The sequence below is a fragment of the Amycolatopsis sp. 505 genome, assembly GCF_031625235.1.
GTDB lineage: Bacteria > Actinomycetota > Actinomycetes > Mycobacteriales > Pseudonocardiaceae > Amycolatopsis.
Genome location: NZ_JACKQP010000002.1, coordinates 799,115 through 822,799, shown reverse-complemented (window position 1 = coordinate 822,799; position 23,685 = coordinate 799,115). Strand labels below are relative to the sequence as shown.

At 71.8% G+C, this 23,685-nt stretch carries 23 protein-coding genes; 13 read left to right on the top strand and 10 right to left on the bottom strand.

All coding sequences use genetic code 11. The features are described 5' to 3' along the window. The 5 genes from H5965_RS10965 to H5965_RS10945 are packed head-to-tail and all read left to right on the top strand — an operon-like array spanning position 1 to position 4,039. The gene (locus H5965_RS10965; RefSeq protein ID WP_310969491.1) at positions 1–765 is read left to right on the top strand and encodes an ABC transporter substrate-binding protein; all 765 of its coding nucleotides are present in this window, start codon (positions 1–3) and stop codon (positions 763–765) included. 7 nt (positions 766–772) lie between these two features. After that, positions 773–1,552, top strand: a complete 780-nt coding sequence (locus H5965_RS10960) for an ABC transporter substrate-binding protein (protein WP_310969490.1) — start codon at positions 773–775, stop codon at positions 1,550–1,552. Between the two features lie 60 nt (positions 1,553–1,612). Continuing rightward, positions 1,613–2,377, top strand: coding sequence for an amino acid ABC transporter permease (locus H5965_RS10955; RefSeq protein ID WP_310969489.1), 765 nt, complete (start codon positions 1,613–1,615; stop codon positions 2,375–2,377). After that, entirely contained in the window at positions 2,374–3,114 is a 741-nt protein-coding gene (locus tag H5965_RS10950; protein ID WP_310969488.1) for an amino acid ABC transporter ATP-binding protein, read from the top strand. Before H5965_RS10955 ends, H5965_RS10950 begins: the two co-directional genes overlap by 4 nt. 43 nt (positions 3,115–3,157) lie before the next feature. After that, a complete protein-coding gene (locus tag H5965_RS10945) occupies positions 3,158–4,039 on the top strand; it encodes an MOSC N-terminal beta barrel domain-containing protein (RefSeq protein WP_310969487.1) in 882 nt (293 codons plus the stop codon). On the opposite strand, the gene H5965_RS10940 is transcribed toward H5965_RS10945, so the two are convergent. Further along, on the bottom strand, positions 3,922–4,728 hold the full coding sequence (locus H5965_RS10940; RefSeq protein ID WP_310969486.1) for an SAM-dependent chlorinase/fluorinase: 807 nt from the start codon (positions 4,726–4,728) through the stop codon (positions 3,922–3,924). The two genes, H5965_RS10945 and H5965_RS10940, sit on opposite strands and share 118 nt — an antisense overlap. A gap of 47 nt (positions 4,729–4,775) precedes the next feature. Between H5965_RS10940 and H5965_RS10935 the strand changes: the two genes are divergently transcribed. The 3 genes from H5965_RS10935 to H5965_RS10925 all read left to right on the top strand — a co-directional run bounded on the left by H5965_RS10935 (position 4,776) and on the right by H5965_RS10925 (position 6,936). Next, a complete protein-coding gene (locus tag H5965_RS10935) occupies positions 4,776–5,780 on the top strand; it encodes a phosphoribosylaminoimidazolesuccinocarboxamide synthase (RefSeq protein ID WP_310969485.1) in 1,005 nt (334 codons plus the stop codon). Next, entirely contained in the window at positions 5,701–6,165 is a 465-nt protein-coding gene (locus tag H5965_RS10930) for an NAD(P)H-dependent oxidoreductase (protein WP_310969483.1), read from the top strand. The genes H5965_RS10935 and H5965_RS10930 overlap by 80 nt, the downstream gene beginning before the upstream one ends. Before the next feature lie 66 nt (positions 6,166–6,231). Next, positions 6,232–6,936, top strand: coding sequence for a DUF2334 domain-containing protein (locus H5965_RS10925; RefSeq protein WP_310969482.1), 705 nt, complete (start codon positions 6,232–6,234; stop codon positions 6,934–6,936). Between the two features lie 352 nt (positions 6,937–7,288). On the opposite strand, the gene H5965_RS10920 is transcribed toward H5965_RS10925, so the two are convergent. Together H5965_RS10920 and H5965_RS10915 are read right to left on the bottom strand one after the other, a co-directional pair. Further along, complete coding sequence (locus H5965_RS10920) at positions 7,289–7,924, bottom strand: MBL fold metallo-hydrolase (protein WP_310969481.1); 636 nt, start codon at positions 7,922–7,924, stop codon at positions 7,289–7,291. A 45-nt stretch (positions 7,925–7,969) separates the two neighbouring features. After that, positions 7,970–8,902: a DUF5937 family protein gene (locus H5965_RS10915; protein ID WP_310969480.1), complete on the bottom strand. Its 933-nt coding sequence runs from the start codon at positions 8,900–8,902 to the stop codon at positions 7,970–7,972. Between the two features lie 61 nt (positions 8,903–8,963). Here H5965_RS10915 and H5965_RS10910 point away from each other — a divergent pair, with 61 nt between their 5' ends. Next, positions 8,964–10,109, top strand: a complete 1,146-nt coding sequence (locus H5965_RS10910) for an MFS transporter (protein WP_310969479.1) — start codon at positions 8,964–8,966, stop codon at positions 10,107–10,109. 33 nt (positions 10,110–10,142) lie between these two features. After that, entirely contained in the window at positions 10,143–11,639 is a 1,497-nt protein-coding gene (locus H5965_RS10905; RefSeq protein ID WP_310969478.1) for an aldehyde dehydrogenase family protein, read from the top strand. Between the two features lie 104 nt (positions 11,640–11,743). Here H5965_RS10905 and H5965_RS10900 read toward each other — a convergent pair whose 3' ends face one another. Next, positions 11,744–13,318 (bottom strand): GMC family oxidoreductase N-terminal domain-containing protein, encoded by a 1,575-nt coding sequence (locus H5965_RS10900; protein WP_310969477.1) that lies wholly within the window; start codon positions 13,316–13,318, stop codon positions 11,744–11,746. A gap of 155 nt (positions 13,319–13,473) precedes the next feature. On the opposite strand from H5965_RS10900, the gene purS reads away from it, so the two are divergent. Both purS and purQ read left to right on the top strand, forming a co-directional pair. Next, positions 13,474–13,713, top strand: a complete 240-nt coding sequence (purS, locus tag H5965_RS10895; protein WP_013230759.1) for a phosphoribosylformylglycinamidine synthase subunit PurS — start codon at positions 13,474–13,476, stop codon at positions 13,711–13,713. Further along, entirely contained in the window at positions 13,710–14,387 is a 678-nt protein-coding gene (gene purQ / locus H5965_RS10890) for a phosphoribosylformylglycinamidine synthase subunit PurQ (RefSeq protein ID WP_191315274.1), read from the top strand. Before purS ends, purQ begins: the two co-directional genes overlap by 4 nt. A 92-nt stretch (positions 14,388–14,479) precedes the next feature. On the opposite strand, the gene H5965_RS10885 is transcribed toward purQ, so the two are convergent. The 3 genes from H5965_RS10885 to H5965_RS10875 form a co-directional block, all read right to left on the bottom strand. After that, on the bottom strand, positions 14,480–14,908 hold the full coding sequence (locus H5965_RS10885) for a pyridoxamine 5'-phosphate oxidase family protein (protein ID WP_310969691.1): 429 nt from the start codon (positions 14,906–14,908) through the stop codon (positions 14,480–14,482). A 408-nt stretch (positions 14,909–15,316) separates the two neighbouring features. Continuing rightward, positions 15,317–17,062 (bottom strand): ABC transporter ATP-binding protein, encoded by a 1,746-nt coding sequence (locus H5965_RS10880; RefSeq protein ID WP_310969476.1) that lies wholly within the window; start codon positions 17,060–17,062, stop codon positions 15,317–15,319. Beyond that, positions 17,059–18,693, bottom strand: coding sequence for an ABC transporter ATP-binding protein (locus tag H5965_RS10875; RefSeq protein ID WP_310969475.1), 1,635 nt, complete (start codon positions 18,691–18,693; stop codon positions 17,059–17,061). The genes H5965_RS10880 and H5965_RS10875 overlap by 4 nt, the downstream gene beginning before the upstream one ends. A gap of 381 nt (positions 18,694–19,074) precedes the next feature. Here H5965_RS10875 and purL point away from each other — a divergent pair, with 381 nt between their 5' ends. Beyond that, on the top strand, positions 19,075–21,381 hold the full coding sequence (gene purL, locus H5965_RS10870; protein WP_396136884.1) for a phosphoribosylformylglycinamidine synthase subunit PurL: 2,307 nt from the start codon (positions 19,075–19,077) through the stop codon (positions 21,379–21,381). Positions 21,382–21,415: 34 nt separating this feature from the next. On the opposite strand, the gene H5965_RS10865 is transcribed toward purL, so the two are convergent. Genes H5965_RS10865 through H5965_RS10855 form a run of 3 tightly spaced genes read right to left on the bottom strand, consistent with a single transcriptional unit; the run spans position 21,416 to position 23,546 of the window. Continuing rightward, positions 21,416–22,024, bottom strand: coding sequence for a response regulator transcription factor (locus tag H5965_RS10865; protein WP_310969474.1), 609 nt, complete (start codon positions 22,022–22,024; stop codon positions 21,416–21,418). Further along, the gene (locus tag H5965_RS10860) at positions 22,021–23,091 is read right to left on the bottom strand and encodes a sensor histidine kinase (RefSeq protein WP_310969473.1); all 1,071 of its coding nucleotides are present in this window, start codon (positions 23,089–23,091) and stop codon (positions 22,021–22,023) included. Before H5965_RS10860 ends, H5965_RS10865 begins: the two co-directional genes overlap by 4 nt. A gap of 26 nt (positions 23,092–23,117) precedes the next feature. Then, positions 23,118–23,546 carry a hypothetical protein gene (locus tag H5965_RS10855; protein ID WP_310969472.1) on the bottom strand — a complete coding sequence of 143 codons (429 nt, stop codon included), beginning with the start codon at positions 23,544–23,546 and terminating at the stop codon, positions 23,118–23,120. Positions 23,547–23,685 lie beyond the last annotated feature (139 nt).

Here is a 23,685-nt window from a genome sequence, read left to right as displayed (position 1 = left end):
ATGAAGAAGCTGATCGTCACCGTGCTGGCCGCCGCTCTCACGCTGACCGCGTGCGGCGGCTCGGACAGCGCTTCCTCGACACTGCGCGTGGGCACCCTGAGCGACGCGCCGCCGAACATCTACCTCAAGGACGGCAACTACACCGGCTTCGACAACGAGCTGCTCAAGGCCATCGCGGCCAAGCAGAACCTGAAGCTGGAGTTCGCCGCGACCGACTTCTCCGCGCTGCTCGGGCAGGTCGCGTCGGGCCGGTACGACATCGCCAGCTCGGCGATCGCGCAGACCGACGAGCGCAAGAAGACGGTCGACTTCTCCGCGGCGTACGACTTCGAGACGATGAGCATCCAGGCCAAGCAGGGCACGCCGGTCACCGACGAAAAGGGCCTGGCCGGCAAGCGCGTCGCCGTCATCCAGGCGACCGTCGGCGACCACTGGCTGACCAGCACCGTGCCGAACGCCCAGGCCGTGCGCTTCCCCAACTACGCCGCCGCGCTGACCGCGTTGAAGAGCGGCGCGGTCGACGCGTACATCCTGGACCAGTCCATTGCCGAGAAGAACGTCACCGACAACCCGGACGCCAAGCTGGTCGTCGTGAAGAGCTTCGTCACGGACGTGCCACACGGCTTCGCGGTGAAGAAGGGCAACGCCGAGCTGCTGCGCAAGATCGACGACGGGCTCAAGCAGGTGATCTCCGACGGCACCTGGCTTAAGCTGCACCAGCAGTTCCTGCCGACCGCTCCGGTGCCGGCCGGGTTCCAGGGTTAGGAGAAGCATGAGGAAGACACTGGTCACAGCGCTGACCGCGACCCTGCTGGCCGCCCTCACGGCCTGCGGCGGCTCGGACAGCGGCGGCGAGAAGACCCTGCGCGTCGGCACGCTGAGCGACTCGAAGCCGAACGCCTACCAGGAGAACGGCAACTACACCGGCTTCGACAACGAGCTGCTCAAGGCCATCGCGGCCAAGGAAGGGCTGAAGCTGGAGTTCGCCGCGACCGAGTTCTCGGCGCTGCTGGGCCAGGTCGCGAACGGCACGTTCGACATCGGCAGCTCGGCGATCTCCCAGACCGACGCCCGCAAGAAGACCGTCGACTTCTCGGCGCCGTACAACTACCAGGCCCTCGGCATCGAAGCCAAGGAAACCGCCGGCATCACCGACGAGAATTCCCTGTCCGGCAAGCGGGTCGGCGTCGTCCAGGGCACGGTGTCGGACACCTGGCTCGGCACGAACGCGCCCACCGCGCAAGCCGTCCGGTTCCCGAACGACGCCGCCGCCCTGAACGCGTTGAAGACCGGCGCGATCGACGGCGCGGTGTTCGACCAGGCGACCGCCGAGGACTACGCGAAGAACAACCCGGACGCGAAGCTCAAGGTGACCAAGGCGATCACCACGACCATCCCGCACGGGTTCGCCTTCAAGAAGGGCAACACCGACCTGATCAACAAGATCAACGACGGCCTGAAGAAGGTCATCGCCGACGGCACCTGGGTGAAGGTGCACGACCAGTTCGAGCCCACCGCGCCGGTGCCCGCCGAGTTCAAGCCGGGCCAGTAGTCCACTGTGAACAAGCCAGCAGCGCGAAGCGCTTCCGTTGAGGGTGGGGGTGGGTGACGGGTGGGAGACTTTGTCAACACGTTCCTGGACTGGGACTACATCTCCCAGGTCCTGCCGGACCTGCTCAAGACCGGTCTGCTGAACACGCTGATCCTGTCGGTGTCCTCGGCGCTGATCGGCACCGTGGTCGGCATGGTCCTGGCCGTGATGGGCCTGTCCACCAAGTGGTGGCTGCGCTGGCCCGCGCGGGTGTACACCGACATCTTCCGCGGGCTGCCGGCGATCCTGACCATCCTGCTGATCGGTCAGGGTCTCGGCACGCTCGCGCGGGACGTCGTCGGCACGAACCCGTACCCGATGGGCATCCTCGCGCTGTCGCTGATCGCGGCCGCCTACATCGGCGAGATCTTCCGGTCCGGCATCCAGAGCGTGGACAAGGGCCAGATGGAGGCCAGCCGGGCGCTCGGGATGAGCTACACCAAGTCGATGCTGCTGGTGATCATCCCGCAGGGCGTCCGGCGGGTGCTGCCGGCGCTGGTGAACCAGTTCATCGCGCTGGTCAAGGACTCCAGCCTGGTGTACGTGCTCGGCCTCCTGTCCGGCCAGCGCGAGCTGTTCCGGATCGGCCAGGACCTGGCGGCGAACACGGGCAACCTGTCCCCGCTGGTCGCGGCGGGCGTGTTCTTCCTGGTGATCACCGTGCCGCTGACGCACCTGGTCAACTACATCGACAAGAAGCTCCGGACCGGCCGCAAGGTGCGCGTCGACGAGCCGGACGACGGCGACGAGCTGGACCTGGTGGCCAGCGGAAAGGTCCCCTCGTGACGACGGCGGTGCGCTCGTCCAGTGTGGAACTGAAGGACATCCACGTCAGCTTCGGCACGCTCGAAGTCCTGCGCGGGGTCGACCTCCGCGTGGAGAGCGGCAAGACGACGTGCGTCATCGGCCCGTCCGGCTCCGGCAAGTCGACGCTCCTGCGCTGCGTGAACCGCTTGCAGGAGCCCGATTCCGGCGATCTGCTGCTCGACGGCGAGTCGGTGATCAAGGCCGACCCGGACGCGCTGCGCCAGCGCGTCGGCATGGTGTTCCAGCACTTCAACCTCTTCGGCCACCGGAGCGTGCTGGACAACATCGTGCTCCCGCTGCGCAGCGTGAAGAAGCTGAGCAAGGAGGAGGCGGCGGCGATCGCCCGCGCCCGTCTGGCGGACGTCGGCCTGGCGGACAAGGCACCGTACCGCCCGAGCGCGCTGTCCGGCGGCCAGCAGCAACGGGTGGCGATCGCCCGGGCGCTGGCGATGGACCCCGAGGTGATGCTCTTCGACGAGGCGACCAGCGCGCTGGACCCGGAGCTGGTCAAGGGCGTGCTGAACCTGATGGCGGGCCTGGCCTCGCGCGGGCTGACCCTGATCGTGGTGACGCACGAGATGGGCTTCGCCCGCAGCGTCGCCGACGAGGTGGCGTTCATGGACGCGGGCCGCATCGTCGAGCAGGGCCCACCGGCGGAGATCTTCGACGAGCCGCAGAGCCCCCGCTTGCAACGGTTCCTCTCGCAGGTCCTCTGAAAGGGAGACGCTTCGGCGGCGGCCGCCCGGGTAGCCTGCGAAGATGGCGAGAATCGCTCGGCTGACGTACTACCCGGTCAAGTCCTGCGCGGGCATCGACGTGCCGTTTGCCGAGGTGACCAGCACCGGGCTCGCGGGCGACCGGGTCTTCCAGGTCATCTCGCCGGATGGCGACGTCCTCACCCAGCGGCCGCACCCGGTGATGGCGGTCGTCCGGCCGCGGGTGTTCGGCGACAGGCTCGCGCTGTCGGCACCCGGCCGCGAGGACGTCGTCGTGGACATCCGGCACGACGGCCCGCGGCGCCCGGTGTCGATGCTCACCTGGCACGGCGAGGGCGTCCGGCAGGATCCCCGGGCCGACGAGTGGTTCTCGGACCTGCTTGGCCGCCCGGCCGAGCTGATCGGCGTCACGCCGGATCACCACCGCGTCAGCGACGGGGTGTTCCCCGGCCTCGCCGCCTTCGGCGACGCGCACGCCCTGCTGCTCGCTTCCGAGTCCTCTTTGGACAACCTCAACGAGCGGATCGCCGCCGGACAGGGCGAACCGGTGCCGATGGACCGCTTCCGGCCCAACATCGTGCTCGCCGGCTGGGTCGAACCCCACCGCGAAGACGAGGCCCGTGAACTGACCGCCGGGACGGCGCGGATCGGGTACGCCGAGAGGTGCGTCCGGTGCGCGGTCCCGATGGTCGACCAGGAAACCGGCGCGAAGGCCGGTCCTGAGCCGATCCGCACCCTCGCGACCTACCGGCGTGACCCGCGGGGCGGTGTCGTCTTCGGCGCGAAAGCCGCCGTGCTGCGGCCGGGTCAGGTCGCGGTCGGCGACGAGGTGATCGTGCACTCCTGGGCCGGCCCGAGGCCGAGCACCGCCGCCGCCGAGCCGCCGTTGACGGCGACCGCGAGCCGGCCCGCCGAGTCCGTGTAGAGCACCGACGCGCCGGCGGGGACGTCGGCGAACGTCCGCCCCAGCACCGTGGTCACCGCCACGCGCTCGCTGTGCACGGAAACCGCGCCGGACAGGCCCGAAAGCTCCAGGTCCGCCGGGGTCGCGGCCAGCTGGACGTTGCCGAAGTGGTCGACCGTCAGCACCTCCGACACGAGCTTCCCCGGGAACGCCGCCACGAACGGCTCCGGCATCGCGACCAGGCCGTCCACCGGGTCGCCGAAGTCGGCCGGCGACACGCCCAGCGCGAGGTGCGCGGCCGCGGGCGCGAAGACGTCCCGGCCGTGGAAGGTCGCCGACGTCGCGGGCAGCCGCAGCGACGGCTCGGCGAGCTCGTACGCCACCCGGACCCCGCCCAAGGCCTGCGCGGCCGGCAGCAGGAGGCCGTTGTCCGGCCCGACCAGCAGCCCGTCCTCCGCGACGACGACCACGCCGAGCCGGTCCGTGCCGACACCCGGGTCCACCACCGCGACGTGCACCGACTCCGGCAGGTAGGGGACGGTCTGGGCCAGGGCCATCGCCCCGTGCCGGATGTCCTGGGGTGGCACTTCGTGGGTCACGTCGATCACCCGCACGGCGGGCGCCAGCCGCGCGATCACGCCGTGGCAGGCCGCCACGAAGCCGTCGCGCAGGCCGTAGTCGGTGGTCACCGAGATCCAGTCGTACGCCATGCCAGCATCATCCATGGTGGCAGAGGGTGCCCGTTAGGGTTCGGTGCGTGACACCCCTCCCCACACGCCGGAGGCTCGCCTCCGGCAAGGTCCGCGACCTGTACGAAGCGGGCGACGACCACCTGCTGATCGTCGCCTCCGACCGCATTTCCGCCTTCGAGCAAGTCTTCCCCACCTCGGTCCCCGGCAAGGGCCGCGTGCTCACCGCGATGAGCGTGTTCTGGTTCCGCGAGCTCGCCGACGTCCTCCCGAACCACCTCGTGACCTGCGACGGGCCGCTGATCCCCGAGTTCGTCCGCGGCCGCGCGCTGCTGGTCGAGCGGCTCGAGATGCTGCCCGTGGAGGCGGTCGTCCGCGGCTACCTCACCGGCCGCGGGTACGCCGACTACCGCCGGTCCGGGGAGGTGTGCGGGCTGGCGCTGCCGTCCGGCCTGGCCGAGTCGGCGCGGCTGCCCGAGCCGATCTTCACGCCGTCCACCAAGGCGCGGCGCGGGGAGAAGGACGAGAACATCGACTTCGACACGTGCGTGTCGGTGCTCGGCCGTGCGCTCGCCGAGGAGGTCCGGGAGGCCTCCCTCGAGCTGTACCGCCGGGGCGCCGCGCGTGCGGCGGAGCAGGGCCTGCTCCTGGCCGACACGAAGTTCGAATTCGGCATCGGCTCGGACGGCGGTCTGGTGCTCGCGGACGAGCTGCTGACGCCGGATTCGGCGCGCTACTGGCTCGCCGACGGTCACCAGCCGGGCGTCCCGCAGCCGTCGTTCGACAAGCAGCACGTGCGCGACTGGCTGGTCGACCCGGCGTCCGGCTGGGACTGCGTGTCCCCGTTGCCGCCGTTGCCGCCCGAAGTGGTGACGGCCACGCGCGACCGGTACCTCGAGGCGTACCGGCGCATCACCGGGCTTTCGCTGGCAGACTGGCCTCGTGATCCTGCTGATCTGCGGCAGCCTGCGAGCCGGCTCGGGCAATGCGGCGGTGCTGGGGACCGTCGCGACCCTCACCGCGAGCAAGACGTACACCGGCCTCGCCGATCTGCCGCACTTCAACCCCGATGACGACCGCGATCCCCTGCACCCCGAGGTCGCCTCGCTGCGCGCGGCGCTCAAGGAAGCCGACGCCGTCCTGATCTGCACGCCGGAGTACGCGGGCGGCCTGCCGGGCTCGTTCAAGAACCTCCTCGACTGGACGGTCGGCGGCGGCGAGATGTACGGCAAGCCGGTGGCGTGGATCAACGCGTCCTCGATCGCGGCGCCCACCGGCGGCCGGGACGCGCACGATTCGCTGCGCAAAGTCCTGACGTACGCGGGCGCGAAGATCGTCGAAGAAGCGTGCGCGCGGATCCCGGTCTCGCGGGCGGACGTCGCCGACGGCCAGGTCGCCGACCCCGATCTGCGCGGCCGGATCGCGGTGGCCGTGCAGCGCCTGCGTGAAGGCATTTGAGGCTTCCGGCAACGGTCGCCCGCCCGTTCTGCGCAGTTCACGGGAGTTTCAGACGCGTGCGCGCCAATGGTGGTCGTGGAAGCTCGCTTGCTGGTTTCGCTGTCGGGAATCACCCCGCGCACGCTGCACCGGTGCGCCGACCTCGCGGCCGAGCTCGATCGCCGCAAGGTGCCGCTCTCGCTGCTGTACGCCGCCCGCACCGGCGAAGGCCCGGTGACGGAGTGGGTGCGCACCCGCGCCCGCGGCGGTGATTCCGTGCTGCTGCACGGCTACGACCACACCGTCACGCCCACGCACCGCACGGTGTACCTGGGCAAGCGGGCGGAGTTCGCGACGCTGCCGGCGCACGAGGCCCGCCTGCGGCTGATCGCCGCGAAGGCCGCGCTGGACAACGCCGGGCTGGCGGTGGACGGCTTCGCACCGCCTCGCTGGATCGCGTCCCAGGGCACGCTGCAGGCCCTGGCCGAGCACGGTTTCCGGCTGTGCGCCGACCTCGGCGCGGTGCGCGACCTCGTCACCGGTGAGGTGCGCCGCGCGCGGGTCCAGGAATTCACGAGCCAGTCGCACCGCACCGAGACGGTGCGCTGCTTCGCCCTGGTGCTGGCGGCGGCGCGTTCGGCCCGCCGGGGCGGGCTGGTCCGGCTGGGGGCAGAAGCATCGGACCTGACCCGCCCCGGCCTCCGCCAGGCGCTGCTCGACGCGGTCGACGTCGCTCTCGAGAACCGCGCCTTCGGGGCGACCTACGGTTCGCTGCGCGCGGTCGCGGCCTGACGCGGTCGCCGGCGTTCGAGCAGCCAGCCGGTCAACAGGAGCAGCACCAGCGGGCTGAGCCGGACGCCGATGCTGGCCGCGCTGTGGGCCGGTTCCCAGGCTCGGCCGTGGATCCTGTGCGTGCCGCTCGACCACACGCCGGTCGGCCCCAACCAGCTCGCCTGGCTCGACCGCCTGCTGCGGCCCCTGCTCGCGGCACGGCCCAGATCAGCCTGCAGCTGACCGGTCCGGCCGGTGACGGCGGTCCACGGGGCCGAAGCCGCCGGCGGCCCGGCGCACGAACCGAGCGGGCGGCCGGCGGAACTGGGCTTCGGCGTGGACCGGTTCCTCGGCGGCGTCGAGGCGTGGGTGGCTAGAACTTCGCCGGCTCGGCCCGTTCCAGCACCTTGACCTCGGTGCCTTCGGGCGCGAGGTTGCCGAACAGGCCGTAGTGCATGGCCGGGTTGGCGAGCACGGCTTCGTGGATCGGCACGGCCACCCGCGGCGCGACGGCCCGCAGGTAGTCGACGGCTTCCCCGGCCTTCAGCCACGGAGCGCCGGTGGGCAGTCCCAGGACGTCGATCTTCTGCTCCGGCACGAAGAACGAGTCGCCGGGGTGGAAGAAGGCGCCGTCGTCGAAGACGTACCCGATGTTCGGGATGACGGGGATGTCGGAGTGGATGACGGCGTGCTCCCCGCCGACGGCCTTGATCGAGGTGTCCCCGACGGCGAAAGCGTCCCCGACGTTGGCGATGTCGAACTCCAGGCCGAGCTTCTCGACTTCGGGAGCGGACCCGGGGTCGACGATCAGCTTCGCGCCCGGGTTGGCTTCGAGGATCTTCGGCAGCCGGTCGACGTCGAGGTGGTCGAAGTGCTGGTGGGTGACCAGCACGGCGGACAGCTCCCGCTCACCCTCGAAGCCGGTGGAGAAGACGCCGGGATCGAGCAGGATCCGCTCGGAACCGGTCTCCAGCAACAGACAGGCGTGTCCGAAATGGACGATACGCATCGTTGGTTCTCCTTCACGGGTGGTCGTTTTCCAGCCTAGTCCCGTTCAGAGCTTCCCGGTGAGCAACGCGTCACCCAGCTCGGTCCGCCGGTACAGCACCCGGTGCCCGCGCCGCTCCGAAGCCAGCAACCCCGCTCCGCGCAACGCCGTCAAGTGCGCCGACACCGTCGCGGGCGCCAGGCCGTGGCGCCGGGCCAGTTCGGTCGTCGCCGCCGGGCGGTCGAGCGTCGTCAGCAACAACGCGCGGGTCCGGCCGAGCACCTCCGCCAGCGGTTCCGGCGGCGTGACGGAAGAACTCCACAGCGAAGCCACGCCCCGAGCCGGGTACAGCAGCGAAATCTGCCACGGCGGCACCGTCACCACGCCGACGTTCGGCCACGCGAACACCGCCGGGATCAGCAGCAGCCCGCGCGAGTCGATCGACAGCCGTTCCCGGGCGCGGACGTCGACCAGCACCGAGGTGCCGGACATGCGGACGCGCGGGTGGAGCTCCGCCAGCATCGCCGCGACGCCGCCCGAGCCCAGCCGGCGCGTCCGGTGCGCGATGTCCGCCGCGAGCAGCTCGCGCAGGCGTGGCCACTGCGGCGCCAGCACCGCCTGCCAGACCGTCGCCAGCTGACCGGCGAGCAGGTCGCGCGCGGCCGCCGGGTCGGCCGGCAGCCCGGACAGATCCGCGTCGACCATGCCCAGCTCCAGCGCCACCTGCTCCGGCGGCGTCGCACGGACCACCTCGAGCTGCGCTTCGGCGGTCGTCTCGGGGCCGTCGGGCGGCGGGCTCAGGAACTCGGTGATGTAGTGCCGCGCGCTCAGCACCGCCATCAGTTCGGGCACGTCGGGGACGTCGGACAGCCACGGCAGGGGCGCGGGGTGCCGCCGGATGCCGAGCAGCGTCTGGACCGCGCCCAGCACCTCCTCCAAGGGCGAGATCGCGAAGCGGACGCGCTGGCTCCCGGACGCGGTCAGGGCCAGTTCGATCACGGCTGATTCGCTCTCACCCGAATCAGTATGCCGCGGGAGCGCGCCACGAGAGCGTGACGCCATGTCGTTGTTCACCCATCGCGCGTACTGGCGCTGGTCGGCGGGCGTCCAGTTCGCCCGGCTCCCGGCGTTCATGGCGCCGCTTGCGTTCACCGTGCTGACCACCGCCACGACCGGGTCGTACCGGCTGGGCGGCGTCCTGATGGCGGTCTACGTCGCCGCGGAAATGGTCTGCGCGGTCCCGGTCGGGCGGCTGCTCGACCGCGTCGGCCCGGGGCGCGGGCTGCCGGTGTTGCTGCTCCTGACCGCGGCGGGGTTCGTCGTCCTGACCGTGGCCGCCGCGAACGGCGCTCCGGGTACCGTGTTGCTGGTCTTCGTCGTGCTGCCCGGCATCACGGGCGGAGCGTTGTCGGGCGGGTTCCGGACACTGCTCGCGGAGACGGTCGACGACGGGCTGCTTCCCCGGGCGATCTCCGTCGACGGGATGATCCTCGAAGGTGTGCTCGTCGGCGGCCCGGTGCTGGTCACGCTGCTCGACCTGGCCGGCCCGCTCGTGCCGTTGGCCGCGATGGCCGCCTCTTGCGTGGCCGCTGCCCTGCTCGTTCCGCGTCGCGCCGGCTCCCACGATCGGGTGGAATCCGTGGAGGATCTCCCGTCCGCGCCGCCGGTCGCCTACCTGCCGTGGCTTTGCTGCGCCTTCACCGTCGGGCTGCTGACGTCGACGATCGAGGTCGCGCCCCTGCCGCTGGTCCAACGCGTCGGCGCACCCGACGCGGCTGCGCCGCTGGTGATCGCTGTGCTGACCGGGGCGAGCCTCGTCGGTGGCGCGGTCTACGCGTGGCGGGGCAAGACCGGCGACCCGCGGCTGTTCCTCGGCGGGTTCGTCGTCGGCGGGATCGTGCTCGCCGCGGATCTCGGCTGGGCGGGCTTGCTCGCGTCCCTGGCGGTGATCGGCGCCTGCGGTGGTCCGCTGGTCGCCACGACCTCGGTCAACCTCCAGCGCCTGCTGCCGAGAAACCGCAGGTCCGCCGGGTTCTCCTTGAGCTTCACCGTGCAGTCGTGCGGCTTCGGGCTCGGTTCGCTGGCCGTCGGCGTGCTGCCGCTGTGGCTGCCGCCGTTGTTCGGTGTCTTTGCCGCGGCGGTCGCCGGTGCAATGCTGGTGGCGAAGCCCGCACGAGCTATTGGCACGATGTCAGTAAGGTCGTAACCTGGGCTGACCCTCGACCCACGGGAGACGCCGATGACTGCCGTCCAGCCGAAGCCGACGACGGTCGGCGAGACCTTCGACTCGCTCAGCCCGGCGACCGACGAGGTGGTCGGAACCTACCCGATCCACACCGCGGAGGACGTCAAGGCGGCCGTCGAGCGGGCGCGCGTCGCGGCGGAGTGGTGGGCGGGCCTCGGTTTCGCCGGGCGCGCCGAGCGGCTGAAGGCCTGGAAGGGCGTGCTGACGCGCCGGCTGCCGCAGCTGTGCCAGGTGGTCCGCGACGAGACCGGCAAGCCGATCGCCGACGCGCAGCTGGAGAGCGTCCTGGCCATCGAGCACATCGCGTGGGCGGGCAAGCACGCGAAGAAGGTGCTCGGCAAGCAGAAGCGGTCCGCGGGGCTGCTGATGTCCAACCAGGCGGCGACGGTCGAGTACCAGCCGCTGGGTGTGGTCGGCGTGATCGGCCCGTGGAACTACCCGGTGTTCACTCCGCTCGGCTCGGTCGCGTACGCGCTGGCGGCGGGCAACGCGGTGGTGTTCAAGCCGAGCGAGTACACGCCGGGCGTCGGCAAGTGGCTGGTCGACGCGTTCGCCGAGATCGTCCCGGAGCAGCCGGTCCTGCAGCTCATCACGGGCTTCGGCGAGACGGGCGCGGCCCTGGTCGGCGCGGGCGTCGACAAGATCGCGTTCACCGGCTCGACGGCCACGGGCAAGCGCATCATGGCGGCGGCGGCCGAGACCTTGACGCCGGTGGTCATCGAGGCGGGCGGCAAGGACCCGGTGCTGGTCGACGCGGACGCGGACCTGGACGCCGCGGCGGACGCCACGGTGTGGGGCGCGTTCTCGAACTCGGGCCAGACGTGCATCGGCGTCGAGCGCGTGTATGTCCACGAGAAGGTCCACGACGAGTTCGTGGCCAAAGTGGTCGAGAAGTCGAAGGACGTGCGGGCGGGCTCGGACGAGGCGGCCCAGTACGGCCCGGTGACGATGCCCTCCCAGCTGGGCGTGATCAAGAGGCACATCCAGGACGCCCTGGCCCGCGGAGGCAAGGCGGTGCTCGGAGGCGAGGAAGCGGTGGGCGACCGCTACGCCCAGCCGACGGTCCTGGTCGACGTCCCGGAGGACTCCGAGGCGGTGACGGAGGAGACGTTCGGCCCGACGGTGACGATCGCCAAGGTCCGCGACATGGACGAAGCGGTCGAGCGCGCGAACAGCACGAAGTACGGCTTGGGGTCGACGGTGTTCTCGAAGTCCCGGGGCGTGGAGCTGGCGGAGAAGCTGCGCACGGGCATGACGGCGATCAACGCGCCGTTGTCGTTCGCCGGGATCGCGTCGTTGCCGTTCGGTGGGGTCGGCGATTCGGGCTTCGGCCGCATCCACGGACCGGAGGGGCTGCGCGAGTTCGCCCGCACGAAGGCGATCGCCCGCCAGCGGTTCACGGCCCCGCTGACGCTGACGTCGTTCAGCCGCAAGGAATCGACGGACGCGCTGGTCGCCAAGCTGGTGACCATCCTCCACGGCAAGCGCTGACCCGCCCGGGGTTGTGGACCGACCGGGTCCACAACCCTGGAGCAGCACCAAAACTGTCGGTGCCCCCCGGTAAACTGGATACCGGGGGCCGAGGGCCGCGCCCGCTAGATCGACCGTCCCCGGATCAGGTCGGCGGCCTTCTCCGCCACCATGATCGTCGGCGCATTGGTGTTCCCCCGCGGCACCACCGGCATCACGGACGCGTCCACCACCCGCAACCCCTCCACCCCCTGCACCCGCAACTCCGGGTCAACCACCGACCCGATCGAGCAAGTCCCGACCGGGTGATAAAGCGTCTGCGTGTTCTCCCGGATGTGCTCGGCCAGCTCGGAATCGCTCAAATCGTGCCGCACCGGCAGGAACGGCTTGTCCAAGAACCGTCGCAACGGCCCGACCTGCCCGATCTCGATCAATGACCGCAATCCCGCGATCATCGTCTCCATATCGCGCGAATCGGCGTAATAAGCCGGATCGATTTCCGGCTTCCACAGCGGATTCGCGGACTTCAACCGCAGCCGCCCCCGGCTGGTGACGTCCACCAAGGTCGCCGCCGAGGTGAATCCCGACACCGTCGGCTCGCGCATCCCGTTGTCGTAGAACAACGTCGGCGCCACGTGGATCTGCATGTCCGGTGCCGGCAGGCCGTCCGTGGTCGGGTAGAACGCGCCCGCTTCACCGATGTTCGACGTCAACGGGCCGCGCCGCGTCAGCTGGTACCGGGCCAGGCCGAAAACCGTGGCCGCCTCGACCAGATCGGAGGTGTCCCGAGTGGACCAGATGATTCCGCACGCCGGGTGGTCGTGCAGGTTCTCGCCGACGCCCGGCAGCGCGGCGACGACGTCGATGCCGTGCTCGCGCAGGTGCTCGGCCGGACCCACCCCCGACACCATGAGTAGTTGCGGCGAATTGATCGCACCACCCGAAAGAATGACCTCAGTCGAAGCGCGCGCGGTCTCCTCGACGCCGTTGTCCAGATAGGACACACCGACCGCGCGGGTGCCCTCGAAGACGACGCGGGTGGCCGGCGCGCACGTCTTCACCGTCAGGTTCGGCCGCGAAAGCGCCGGGCGCAGGTAGGCGTCCGCCGTGGACCAGCGGCGGCCCTTCTTGCACGTCACCTGGTAGACGCCGGCGCCCTCCTGGCTCTCGCCGTTGAAGTCGTCGGTGCGCTTGAGTCCCCATGCGACGGCCGAGTCGACCCAGGCGTTCGACAGCTCGTGGGTGAACCGGCGGTCTTCGACGTGCAGCGGGCCGTCCGTCCCGTGCAGTGGCCCGCCGAGCCGCTGGTTGCCCTCGGCGCGCTTGAAGTACGGCAGGACGTCGTCCCAGCCCCACCCCGAAGCGCCGTGGGAATCACGCCAGCCGTCGTAGTCGGCGCGGTTGCCGCGGATGTAGATCATCGCGTTGATCGACGAGCAGCCGCCGAGCATCTTGCCGCGCGGCCAGTACGCCGACTTGCCCGTGTGCTTCTGTTCGACGGTCTCGTAGTTCCAGTCCCACTTGGTCTTGAACAGCGACGGGAACGCGGCCGGGATGTGGATTTCGTCCGCGGTGTCCTCCGCGCCCGCTTCGAGCAGCAGGACCTGGGCGGACGGGTCCTCGGTCAGGCGGTTGGCGAGGACGCACCCCGCGCTGCCGGCACCGACGATGACGTAGTCGTAGGACTCCTGGACGGCCACGGTGCCTCCTGTTGGCGAGATGTCAACGACTCATCATGGCGCAGCCCGGCGCCGTGGGCCAGTCTAGGTTTCCCGACGGGCCCCGCAGGGTGGGCCAGCGGGTGAACTATGCTGACGAGGTACCCACGACCTGCAGAAATAAGGAGCGGCCTGCCGTGGCCCGAGTCGTCGTCGACGTCATGCCGAAGCCCGAAATCCTCGACCCGCAGGGACAGGCCGCGCTCGGCGCCGCCGGCCGCCTGGGGTTCACCGGGATCACCGAGATCCGCCAGGGCAAGCACTTCGAGATCGAGGTCGACGACACGGTCGACGACGCGACGCTGGAGAAGATCGCCGAAGGCTTCCTCGCGAACCCGGTCATCGAGCAGTGGACGATCACCCGGGTGGACGCGTGAGCGCGCGCATCGGCGTCATCACCTTCCCGGGCACGCTGGACGACGGCGACGCGGCCCGCGCGGTCCGCTACGCCGGCGGCGAGGCGGTGCCGCTGTGGCACGCCGACGAAGACCTGCGTGACGTCGACGCCGTCGTCGTCCCGGGCGGCTTCTCCTACGGCGACTACCTGCGCGCGGGCGTGATCGCCCGGTTCGCGCCGGTCATGACGCCGGTGATCGAGGCGGCGCGCGCGGGCATGCCGGTGCTCGGCATCTGCAACGGGTTCCAGATCCTCTGCGAGGCCGGCCTGCTGCCCGGCGCGATGATCCGCAACCAGGGCCTGCACTTCATCTGCCGCGACCAGTGGCTGCGGGTGGAGAACACGTCCACGGCGTGGACCACGCGCTACGACGAAGGCGCCGAGATCCTCATCCCGATGAAGAACATCGACGGCTGCTACGTGGCCGAGCAGTCCACTTTGGACGAGCTGGAGGGCGAGGGCCGCGTGGTGTTCCGGTACGTCGGCGGGAACCCGAACGGGTCGCGCAACGACATCGCCGGGATCCGCAGCGAGAACGGCCGGGTCGTCGGGCTGATGCCGCATCCGGAGCACGCGATCGACGCGCTGACGGGGCCTTCGGACGACGGGCTGGGGATGTTCTTCAGCGCGGTGGACGCGCTGGTGAAGGCCTGAGGGCGGCCCTCGGCCCCCGGTAACCATGCTACCGGGGGACACCGACAGTTCCGGGGCTGCGGACGTGAGTTGTCCACAGCCCCGGACCTCGTTCAGCTCTTGCTCTGGTCGTTCGAGAGCCACTTCTCCGGGCGCACCCGGACGAGGATCGACCGCTCTCCGAGCGCCGAATCGACGTAGGCCGTGGCCTGGTCTTCGGGCCAGTACCGCTTCGCGATCCGGAGGGCCTGCTCGCGGGTCGGCGGCTCGTCGTTGGCCACCACCGGTCCCTCGGCCGTGACGTACCGGTACGGCGGGTTCTCGTCCTGGGCCACCAGGCTCAGCCGGCCTGCCGCGCGGATCGAGCGGTCCTTGACGGTGTCGCGTTCCATCCAGATCAGCAGCTCACCGCCGGGTTGGTAGTCGTACCAGACCGGCACGGCCAGCGGCGCCCGGCCGGCGCGCTCCACTGCGAGCACGCCCACGTGCACCCCGCTCAGGAACTCTTCCCGCTCCGCGGCGCTCATCACGAACGACGACATGTCACTCCCCAGGTAGCTGGTCATCCACGAGGAGCAACACGTCGCTCGCTCCGGACATTCCGGACCAAATGGCGGCCGCGGCCAGGCTGTGGGACCGGTGGTCGGGCCCGAAGTCGCCCCGCCGGGCTCGCCGCCGAGCCGCTGCCGCGCCGCCGAGCCGCCGCCGCCGAGCCGCCGCCGAGCCGCTGCCGGCTGCCGCGCCGCCGAGCCGCCGCCGAGCCGCCGAGCCCGCGCCGGCCGGGTGCGCCCGGCTTTGGCGGCCCCGGGCTCAGTCGGCCGTGTTCTTCGCAGACCGAACCGAGCCCGGAGCGGACCCCGTCGCGCCACCGAGTGGCGCCGTCGGTGCGCGCCCCGCTTTGACCGCCCGGCCCGGCCGGGCGGCGACGAGCCGACCGAACCGGGCCCGGCTCAGCTCGCCGCCGCCACCAGGCGGGCGTACGAGCCGCCCGCTGAGAGCAGCTCCTCGTGCGGGCCCAGCTCCGTGATCCGGCCGCCTTCGACCACCGCGACGCGGTCGGCCGCCGCGGCCGTGTGCAGGCGGTGGGCGATCGCGATCACCGTCCGGCCCGCCAGCACGCTGTTCAGCGACCTCTCCAGGTCGCGGGCCGAGCCCGTGTCCAGCAGCGACGTCGCCTCGTCGAGCACCAGCGTGTGCGGGTCCGCCAGCACCACCCGGGCCAGCGCCAGCTGCTGCGCGATCGCCGCCGGCACCGGGTGCTCGCCCGGGCCCAGCTTCGTGTCCAGCCCGGACGGCAGCGTCGCGACCCAGTCCGACGCTCCCGCCGACGCCAGCGCCGCCGTCAGCTCCTCGTCCGTCCAGTCGCCACCCGCGCGGCGGGCCGGCAGGGCCAGGTTCTGCCGCAGCGTCCCGGAGAACACGTGGTGCTCCTGGGTCAGCAGCAGCACCTCGCCGCGCAGCACGTCGTCGGCCAGCGCCGAGACGTCCTGGCCGCCGATGCGCACCGAGCCCGCCGACGGCGCCGCGATGCCGGCCAGCAGCCGGCCGAGCGTCGACTTGCCCGCGCCCGACGGCCCGACGATCGCCAGCCGCTCACCGCGCGGGACCCGCAGGTCGATGCCGTGCAGCACCTCGCGGTCGGCGGTGTAGCTGAACCGCACGTCGTGGACGTCGATGTCGCGCCCGCGCGGCACCTCGGTGATCTTCTCCGCGTCCTCGACCGCGACCGTCCGGACGCCGAGGATCCGGCGCGCCGCGGCCGCCGCGACCTGCAGGTCCTCCAGCCAGAACAGGGCCTCGTTCAGCGGCGCCGCCATGCCCTGCACGTACAGCAGCATCGTGGTGATCTCGCCGAGCCCGGCCCAGCCCTGCGCGTACGCGAGCAGGCCGAGCAGCAGCATGACCGCCAGCGGCAGCACGTAGCTGATCTCCAGCGACGGCAGCCACCGCAGCTGCAGCGCCCGCATCCGGCGTTCGCCGTAGATGCTCTGGTCCAGCGCGTCGTGCGCGGCGCCGATCCGGCGCTCGGTCAGCCCGAGCGCCTCGGTCGTGCGCGCGCCCTCGGCGGTCTCGTGGACGCTGGTGGTCAGGTCGGCCCATCGGTCGAGCATCCACTGCATGACCGACGGGATCCGCCGCTGGTACCAGACGTTCACCGGCACCAGCAGCGGCAGCGCGACCAGCAGGCCCAGCGACAGCAGCGGCGACGTCACGACCATCGCGACGATGGTGAACACCACGGTCACCGCCGCGACCAGGATCTCCGGCGCCGCGAACCGCGCCGCGTGGTCGATCCGGCCGAGGTCGGTGGTGGCCCGGCTGAGCAGGTCACCCGTGCCGGCCGCCTCGACCGTGCCGAGCGGCAGCTGCAACGCCGTCCCGACGAACTCCTCGCGCGTCTCGGCCAGCACCAGCTCGCCGAACACCGCGCCGCGCATGCGGGCGATCTTCCGCGCCACCGCCTGCAGCAGCAGGATGCCGACGAACGCCACCGCCAGCACGTCGACGTGCCCGGTCGTGGTGCCGGCCGCGACGTCGTCGACCAGCGAGCCGAGCAGCTGCGGCCCGGCCAGGCCGATCAGCGTGGCCACGGCGAGCGAGCCCAGCAGCAGGCCGAATTCGCGTTTGTGGAGCATCGCCGTGTGCACGGTCCAGCGGCGGACGTCCCGCCGGGCCGCCGTGGGAAGCCGCTTCACACCGTCACCCCCTTCGCGGTGAAGACTTCGTCCGCCACATGTGTCCACAGAGGACTTTGACTGAACACCACCGTCGTCCGGCCGCGCCGCAGCTCGGCGACGCGCTCGGTGATACGCGCCTCCGTGTGCGCGTCCACCGCCGACGTCGGCTCGTCGAGCACCAGGACGTCGGCGTCGGTGGCCAGCGCGCGGGCCAGGTTCAGCCGCTGCCGCTGGCCGCCGGACACCTCGCGGCCGCGCTCGCCGATCACCTCGTCGACGCCGTCGGGCAGCGCCTCGACGATGTCCTCGGCATCGGCCGCGTACAGCGCCTCGGTGACGCTGACACCGCCCGATCGCGCCGGCGCCAGCTGTTCGCGCAGCACGCCCGAGAACCAGATGTCCTGGTTGTGCGCGTAGACGATCCGGCGGCGCAGCTCCGCGAGCGCGACGTGGTCCGCCCGGACCCCGCCGACCAGCACCTCCTCGCCCTCGGCCGGATCGGCGAACCGGGCCAGCCTGTCGGCCACCGCTTCGCCGCCGGCCCCGAAGTCGACGACCGTCAGGCGGCCGGGCGCGACCCGCACCCCGGACTCGGTGTCCACCAGCTCCAGCGGGCCGCCGGGCAGCGGCACCGGTGTCTCCGGATCGGCCAGCTTCGGGCGGATCGCCAGCAGCGCCACCACCTTCCGCGACGCGACCAGGCCCGAGGTGATCGAGCCGACGGCCTCCGTCGCGGCGTTGACCGGCCAGATCAGGAAGGCCGAGACGCCGTAGAACGCGACCAGCTGCCCGACGTCGATCGAGCCGGCCACGGCCAGCCGCGCGCCGAGCCAGGTGATCACCACGGTGACCAGGCCGGGCAGCGCGATCTCGGCCGCGGCCAGCCACGCCTCGGCCTTGCCGACCTCGACACCGGCCCGCCGCACCTGCTGGCTCGTCTCGCGGAAGCGGGCGAAGAACCGCCGCTCGCCGCCGATGCCGCGCAGGATCCGCAGGCCGGACACGATGTCCGCGCCGAGCGCGTTGACGTCCCCGCGCTGCTCGCGCTGCTTCGCCTTGCGCTTCTGCAGCGGGGCGAGCAACGGCCCGATGCCGAGCACGGCAACCGGCACCCCGACCAGCGCGACCACGCCGAGCAGCGGCGACGTCGAGATCAGCCACACCGCGACCACGACGAAGGCCAGCAGCGAGCCGAACGCGCGACCGGTCATCTCGACGGTGTTGCCGATGTGGTTGATGTCCGTCGTGGAGACGGCGACGAGGTTGCCGGTGGTGGTCTGCTCGCGCAGGCCCGCGCCGACGCGCGTGGTGTGCGCCGAGACGAGCCGCTGGGTCGAGCCGGCGCCGTGCAGCCACAGGCCGTAGTTGAGGAAGTGCATCCAGGTCCCGAAGATCGTCTGCACGACCCCGAGCGCGGCGGCGGCCAGCGCCCACCGCGCGACGGCGGCGCCATCGTGCGCACCGATGGCGCCGATGCCTTGGCCGACGACCAGCGGCAGCAGCGCACCGGGAAGCGCCCAGACGACCCCGATCGCGGCGGCGCCCACCACCGTCCCGAGCCGAGCCCGGAAGACGGCAAGCAGGAACCGGCTCGCGGTCGGCCGCACGGGCAGCCGCAGCGGCGGAAGGGGGTACGTGGCGGAAAGCACGATTTCCGACGGTAAGCCGAGGCCCGGGCAAAGGCGACCGATTTTCGGGCCACCGGGCCTGCCGCCGAGCCCCGCCGAGGGCCTTGCCGCCTGGGTCTCCGGGCGCTGCTGACAGCCCCGGCCGCTTGGGGGACCCCCGGTTTCAACGTTACTCGCGGACACCGACAATTCCGGTCGCGCGACCGAGCCGCGCCCCGAGTTGTCCCCAAGGAAGGCGCCCGCTCCACCCGGCGTCGAGGCGCCCCACCCGACCCCGCCCCGCCCGCCGCCGAGTCACCCCGGCCGGCTCCCGATGTCGCCCCGGTCACACCCGCCGCAGGGGGGCCGGGTTCGGCGGCCCACCGTCCGGGGTGGCCGGGAGCGACCCGTATCCTGACGGCCGTGGCGAACCCTGACACGGACACCGTGACCAGCACCGTTGACACCACCGAGCGCGCCGGGGCGACTCCGGAGCACACCCAGCCCTACCGCGAACTGGGCCTCGCCGACGACGAGTACGCCCGCATCCGGGAGATCCTCGGCCGCCGGCCCACCGACGCGGAGCTGGCGATGTACTCGGTCATGTGGAGCGAGCACTGCTCCTACAAGTCCTCCAAGAAGCACCTCCGCTACTTCGGGGAGACCGCCACCGACGAGATGAAGGCCAAGATGCTGGCCGGCATCGGCGAAAACGCCGGCGTCGTCGACATCGGCGAAGGCTGGGCCGTCACCTTCAAGGTGGAGAGCCACAACCACCCGTCCTATGTGGAGCCGTACCAGGGCGCCGCGACCGGTGTCGGCGGCATCGTGCGGGACATCATGGCCATGGGCGCGCGACCCCTCGCGGTCGCCGACGCGCTGCGCTTCGGCCCGGCCGACGCCCCGGACACCAAGCGCGTGCTGCCCGGCGTGGTCGCCGGCGTCGGCGGCTACGGCAACTGCCTCGGCCTGCCGAACATCGGCGGCGAGCTGGTCTTCGACCCGTCCTACTCGGGCAACCCGCTGGTGAACGCCCTCTGCGTCGGCGCGATGCGCGTCGAGGACCTGCACCTCGCCTTCGCGTCCGGCACCGGCAACAAGATCATCCTGTTCGGCGCGCGCACCGGCCTCGACGGCATCGGCGGCGTTTCCGTCCTGGCGAGTGACACCTTTTCGGGTGACGAGTCGGCGTCGGGCCGCAAGAAGCTGCCGAGCGTCCAGGTCGGCGACCCGTTCACCGAGAAGGTGCTCATCGAGTGCTGCCTCGAGCTGTTCGCCCAGAAGCTCGTCGTCGGCATCCAGGACCTCGGCGGCGCCGGGCTGTCCTGCGCGACGTCGGAGCTCGCCGCGGCCGGCGACGGCGGCATGCACATCTACCTCGACCGCGTTCCGTTGCGCGCCAAGGGGATGACGCCCGCCGAGGTGCTCTCCAGCGAGTCGCAGGAGCGCATGTGCGCGGTCGTCTCGCCGGAGAACGTCGAGGCGTTCATGGCGGTCTGCCGCAAGTGGGACGTCATCGCCACCGACATCGGCGAGGTCACCGACGGCGAGCACCTGGTCATCACCTGGCACGACGAGGTCGTCGTCGACGTCCCGGCGCACACGGTCGCCCACCAGGGCCCGGTGTACGACCGGCCGATCGAGCGACCGTCCACTCAGGACGCCCTGATCGCGGACACCTCCGCCAAGCTGCCGCGTCCGTCCACTCCGGACGAACTGCGCGCGGACGTGCTCAAGCTCATCTCCGCGCCGAACCAGGCGTCGAAGGAATGGGTGACGTCCCAGTACGACCGGTACGTGCGCGGGAACTCCGTGCTGGCGCAGCCGTCGGACTCGGGCATGATCCGGATCGACGAGTCGACCGGCCGCGGCGTCTCGGTGGCGACCGACTGCAACAGCAAGTTCGTCTACCTCGACCCGTACCGCGGCGCGCAGCTGGCACTGGCGGAGGCCTACCGCAACGTGGCCACCGGCGGCGCGACGCCGGTCGCGGTGTCGGACTGCCTGAACTTCGGCGCCCCCACCGACCCGGGCGTGATGTGGCAGTTCGAGCAGGCCGTGCACGGCCTCGCGGACGGCTGCGTCGAGCTCGGCATCCCGGTCACCGGCGGCAACGTCAGCTTCTTCAACCAGACCGGGTCGACGGCGATCCTGCCGACGCCGGTGATCGGCGTCCTCGGCGTGATCGACGACGTCACCCGCCGCATCCCGACCGGCATCGGTGCGGAGGCGGGCGAAACCCTGCTGCTGCTGGGCGAAACGCACGACGAGCTGGACGGCTCGGCGTGGGCCCGCGAGCTGCACGGCCACCTCGGCGGTGTCCCGCCGAAGGTCGACCTGGCCCGCGAGAAGCTGCTGGGCGAGATCCTGGTCGCGGGCTCCCGCGACGGCATGATCTCGGCGGCGCACGACCTTTCGGACGGCGGCCTGATCCAGACCCTGGTCGAGACCGTCCTCATCGGACAGTGCGGCGCCCGGGTGTTCCTCGACGACGGCCAGGACCCGTTCGTGCAGCTGTTCTCCGAGTCGGCGGGCCGCGTGCTCGTGGCCGTCCCGCGGACGGAGGAGCTCCGCTTCACCGAGATGTGCACCGCGCGCGGCCTCCCGTGGCGCAAGACCGGCGTGGTCGACCCGGAGTCGGGCACGCTGGAGCTGCAGGGCATCACGGAGTTCACGCTCGACGAGCTGCGGGAGGCCTGGGAGCGCACGCTCCCGGCCCTGTTCGACTGACGCCGGGCCCCGGCCCGGTCCCGCTGGGCCGGGGCTACAGCCAGCCGCGCTCGTCGGCCACCCGCAGCGCCTCCATCCGGTTGCGGGTGCCGGTCTTCGTCGTGGCCCCGGACAGGTAGTTCCGCACGGTGCCCTCGGCGAGGTAGAGCCGGGCCGCGATCTCGGCCACGGTCGCGCCGGAGCGGGCCGCGATCAGCACGTCGCGTTCGCGCGCGGTGAGCGGCGACTCGCCCGCCGCCAGCGTGGCCGCGGCCAGCGCCGGGTCCACCACCCGCTCGCCGGCCACCACCCGCCGGACGGCGTCGGCGAGCGTGTCGGCCGGGGCGTCCTTCACGACGAACCCGACGGCGCCCGCCTCCATGGCCCGGCGCAGGTAGCCGGTGCGGCCGAAGGTGGTCAGGATGACCACGCGGCACCCGGGCACCTGCGCGGTGAGCACGGCCGCCGCCGCGAGACCGTCCAGCCCGGGCATGTCGATGTCCAGCAGCGCCACGTCCGGGCGGTGCTCCAGCGCCGAGGCCGTCACCTCGTCGCCGCGGCCGACCGAGGCCACCACCTCGAAGTCCGGTTCCAGGTCGAGCAGCGCGCGCAGGGCCTGCCGGATCAGCTCCTGGTCGTCGGCGAGCAGCAACCGGATCGTCATGCCTCCACCCGCAGGGACCAGCCGTGCGGCTGCGCCGGCCCGGCGGTCAGCACGCCACCGGCCGCGGCCACCCGGGCGCGCAGGCCGTCCAGCCCGGAGCCGGAGCCGGCCGGGCCGCCGGTCCCGTCGTCGCGCACCTCCACCGAGGACGCGGTCAGCTCCACCGTGCACCGGCCCGCGCGTGCGTGTCGCACCACGTTCGTCAACCCTTCCCGGACCACCCAGCCGAACAGTTCCTGCCGCTCCTGCGGCACGTCGTCGTGGGCGGTGGGCAGGTCGGCGACCACCCCCGCCGCCCGCAGCAGCTCCCGGCCCCGGGCGAGTTCACCCGCGAGCGTGACGTCCCGGTACCCGGACACCGCCGCTCGCACGTCGGCCAGCGCCTGCCGGGACAGCTGCTCCACCGATTCCATCTCGGCCAGTGCCGCGGGCGGGGCGCCGACGGCCAGCCGCCGGGCCAGGGTGCTCTTCACGGTGATGGCGGTGAGCGAGTGGCCGAGCAGGTCGTGCAGGTCGCGGGCGATCCGGTTGCGCTCGGCCTCGGACGCCAGCCGGGCCACCTCGGCCCGGGCCTCGCGCAGCTGCTGGTTCGCCGTGGCGGTGCGGCTGAAGGCGTGGACCAGCAGCGTGGTGAACACGACGGCCACCGCGTAGTACCAGCTCGGCCCGGTGTTCCAGCCGGGCACGACCAGCGGCACCACCACGCACGCCGCGGCCCCCAGGACCACCAGCGCCGCCGCCTTCCGGACGTCGACGCGCGTCGCGGCCGACGGCACGATCACCGCGACCAGGATCAACGCGTACTCGTGGGCCAGTGGCGCGACCAGCACGGACAGCACCGTCATCGCCGCCAGCAGCCACCAGTAGACCCGCCACGCCGAGCGCATCGCGGCGACCACGATGGCCAGGTAGCAAGCGGAGATGCCGGCCAGCAGCAGGTAGCCGGCGACCAGGCCGGCGCCGCGCGTGTACTGGGTGAGGCCCGCGGCCGCCAGGAAGGGGTAGCAGAGCATGCCCAGGGAGAGCAGCAGCCGGCGCCGCTCGTCCAGGCCCCGCAGGTCGTCCACGCCGGTGACGGTACCGCCGCCGGTGTTCACTCGGCCGCGAAAGTGGCGCGCACGGCCCGGGCGACGGTCAGCAGGGCGACGATGATCAGCAGCGCCAGGCACACCCCGTTCGCGATCTTGAACCAGGCGGGGAAGGAGCCGGGGATGGCCTCGATCACCAGGATGGCCACCACCTGGGCCACGGTGATGATCCGCACCCGGCGGTAGTTGCCGCGCGAGCCCTTGGCCATGGAAACGCCGAGCGCGAAGGTGATCGGCGCGGCGACGGCGAGGATCGAGCCGCGCACCCAAACGGCGTCGGTGACGACGTCGGGATCGCCGCTGAACACCACGATCGCCAGGAAGGTCAGGAGGCTCACGGCCGCGTAGCCGCCGAGCAGCACCTTGGCGATGTGCAGCTTCTCGCGGGCGTCGGAGTCGGTCACGGTCACGGTCGGGCTGGTCTGCTTCGTCATGCCCGAAATGCTGGCCGATCGGCGTTTCCGCTGGTAGCGACGTTGTCCACCGGCTCGTCGTGACATCTGTCAGAAGCCGGACATCCAGCCGCGCCGACGCAGAACTGTCGGTCCCCTCCGCTAGCGTCGAAACCGGGGG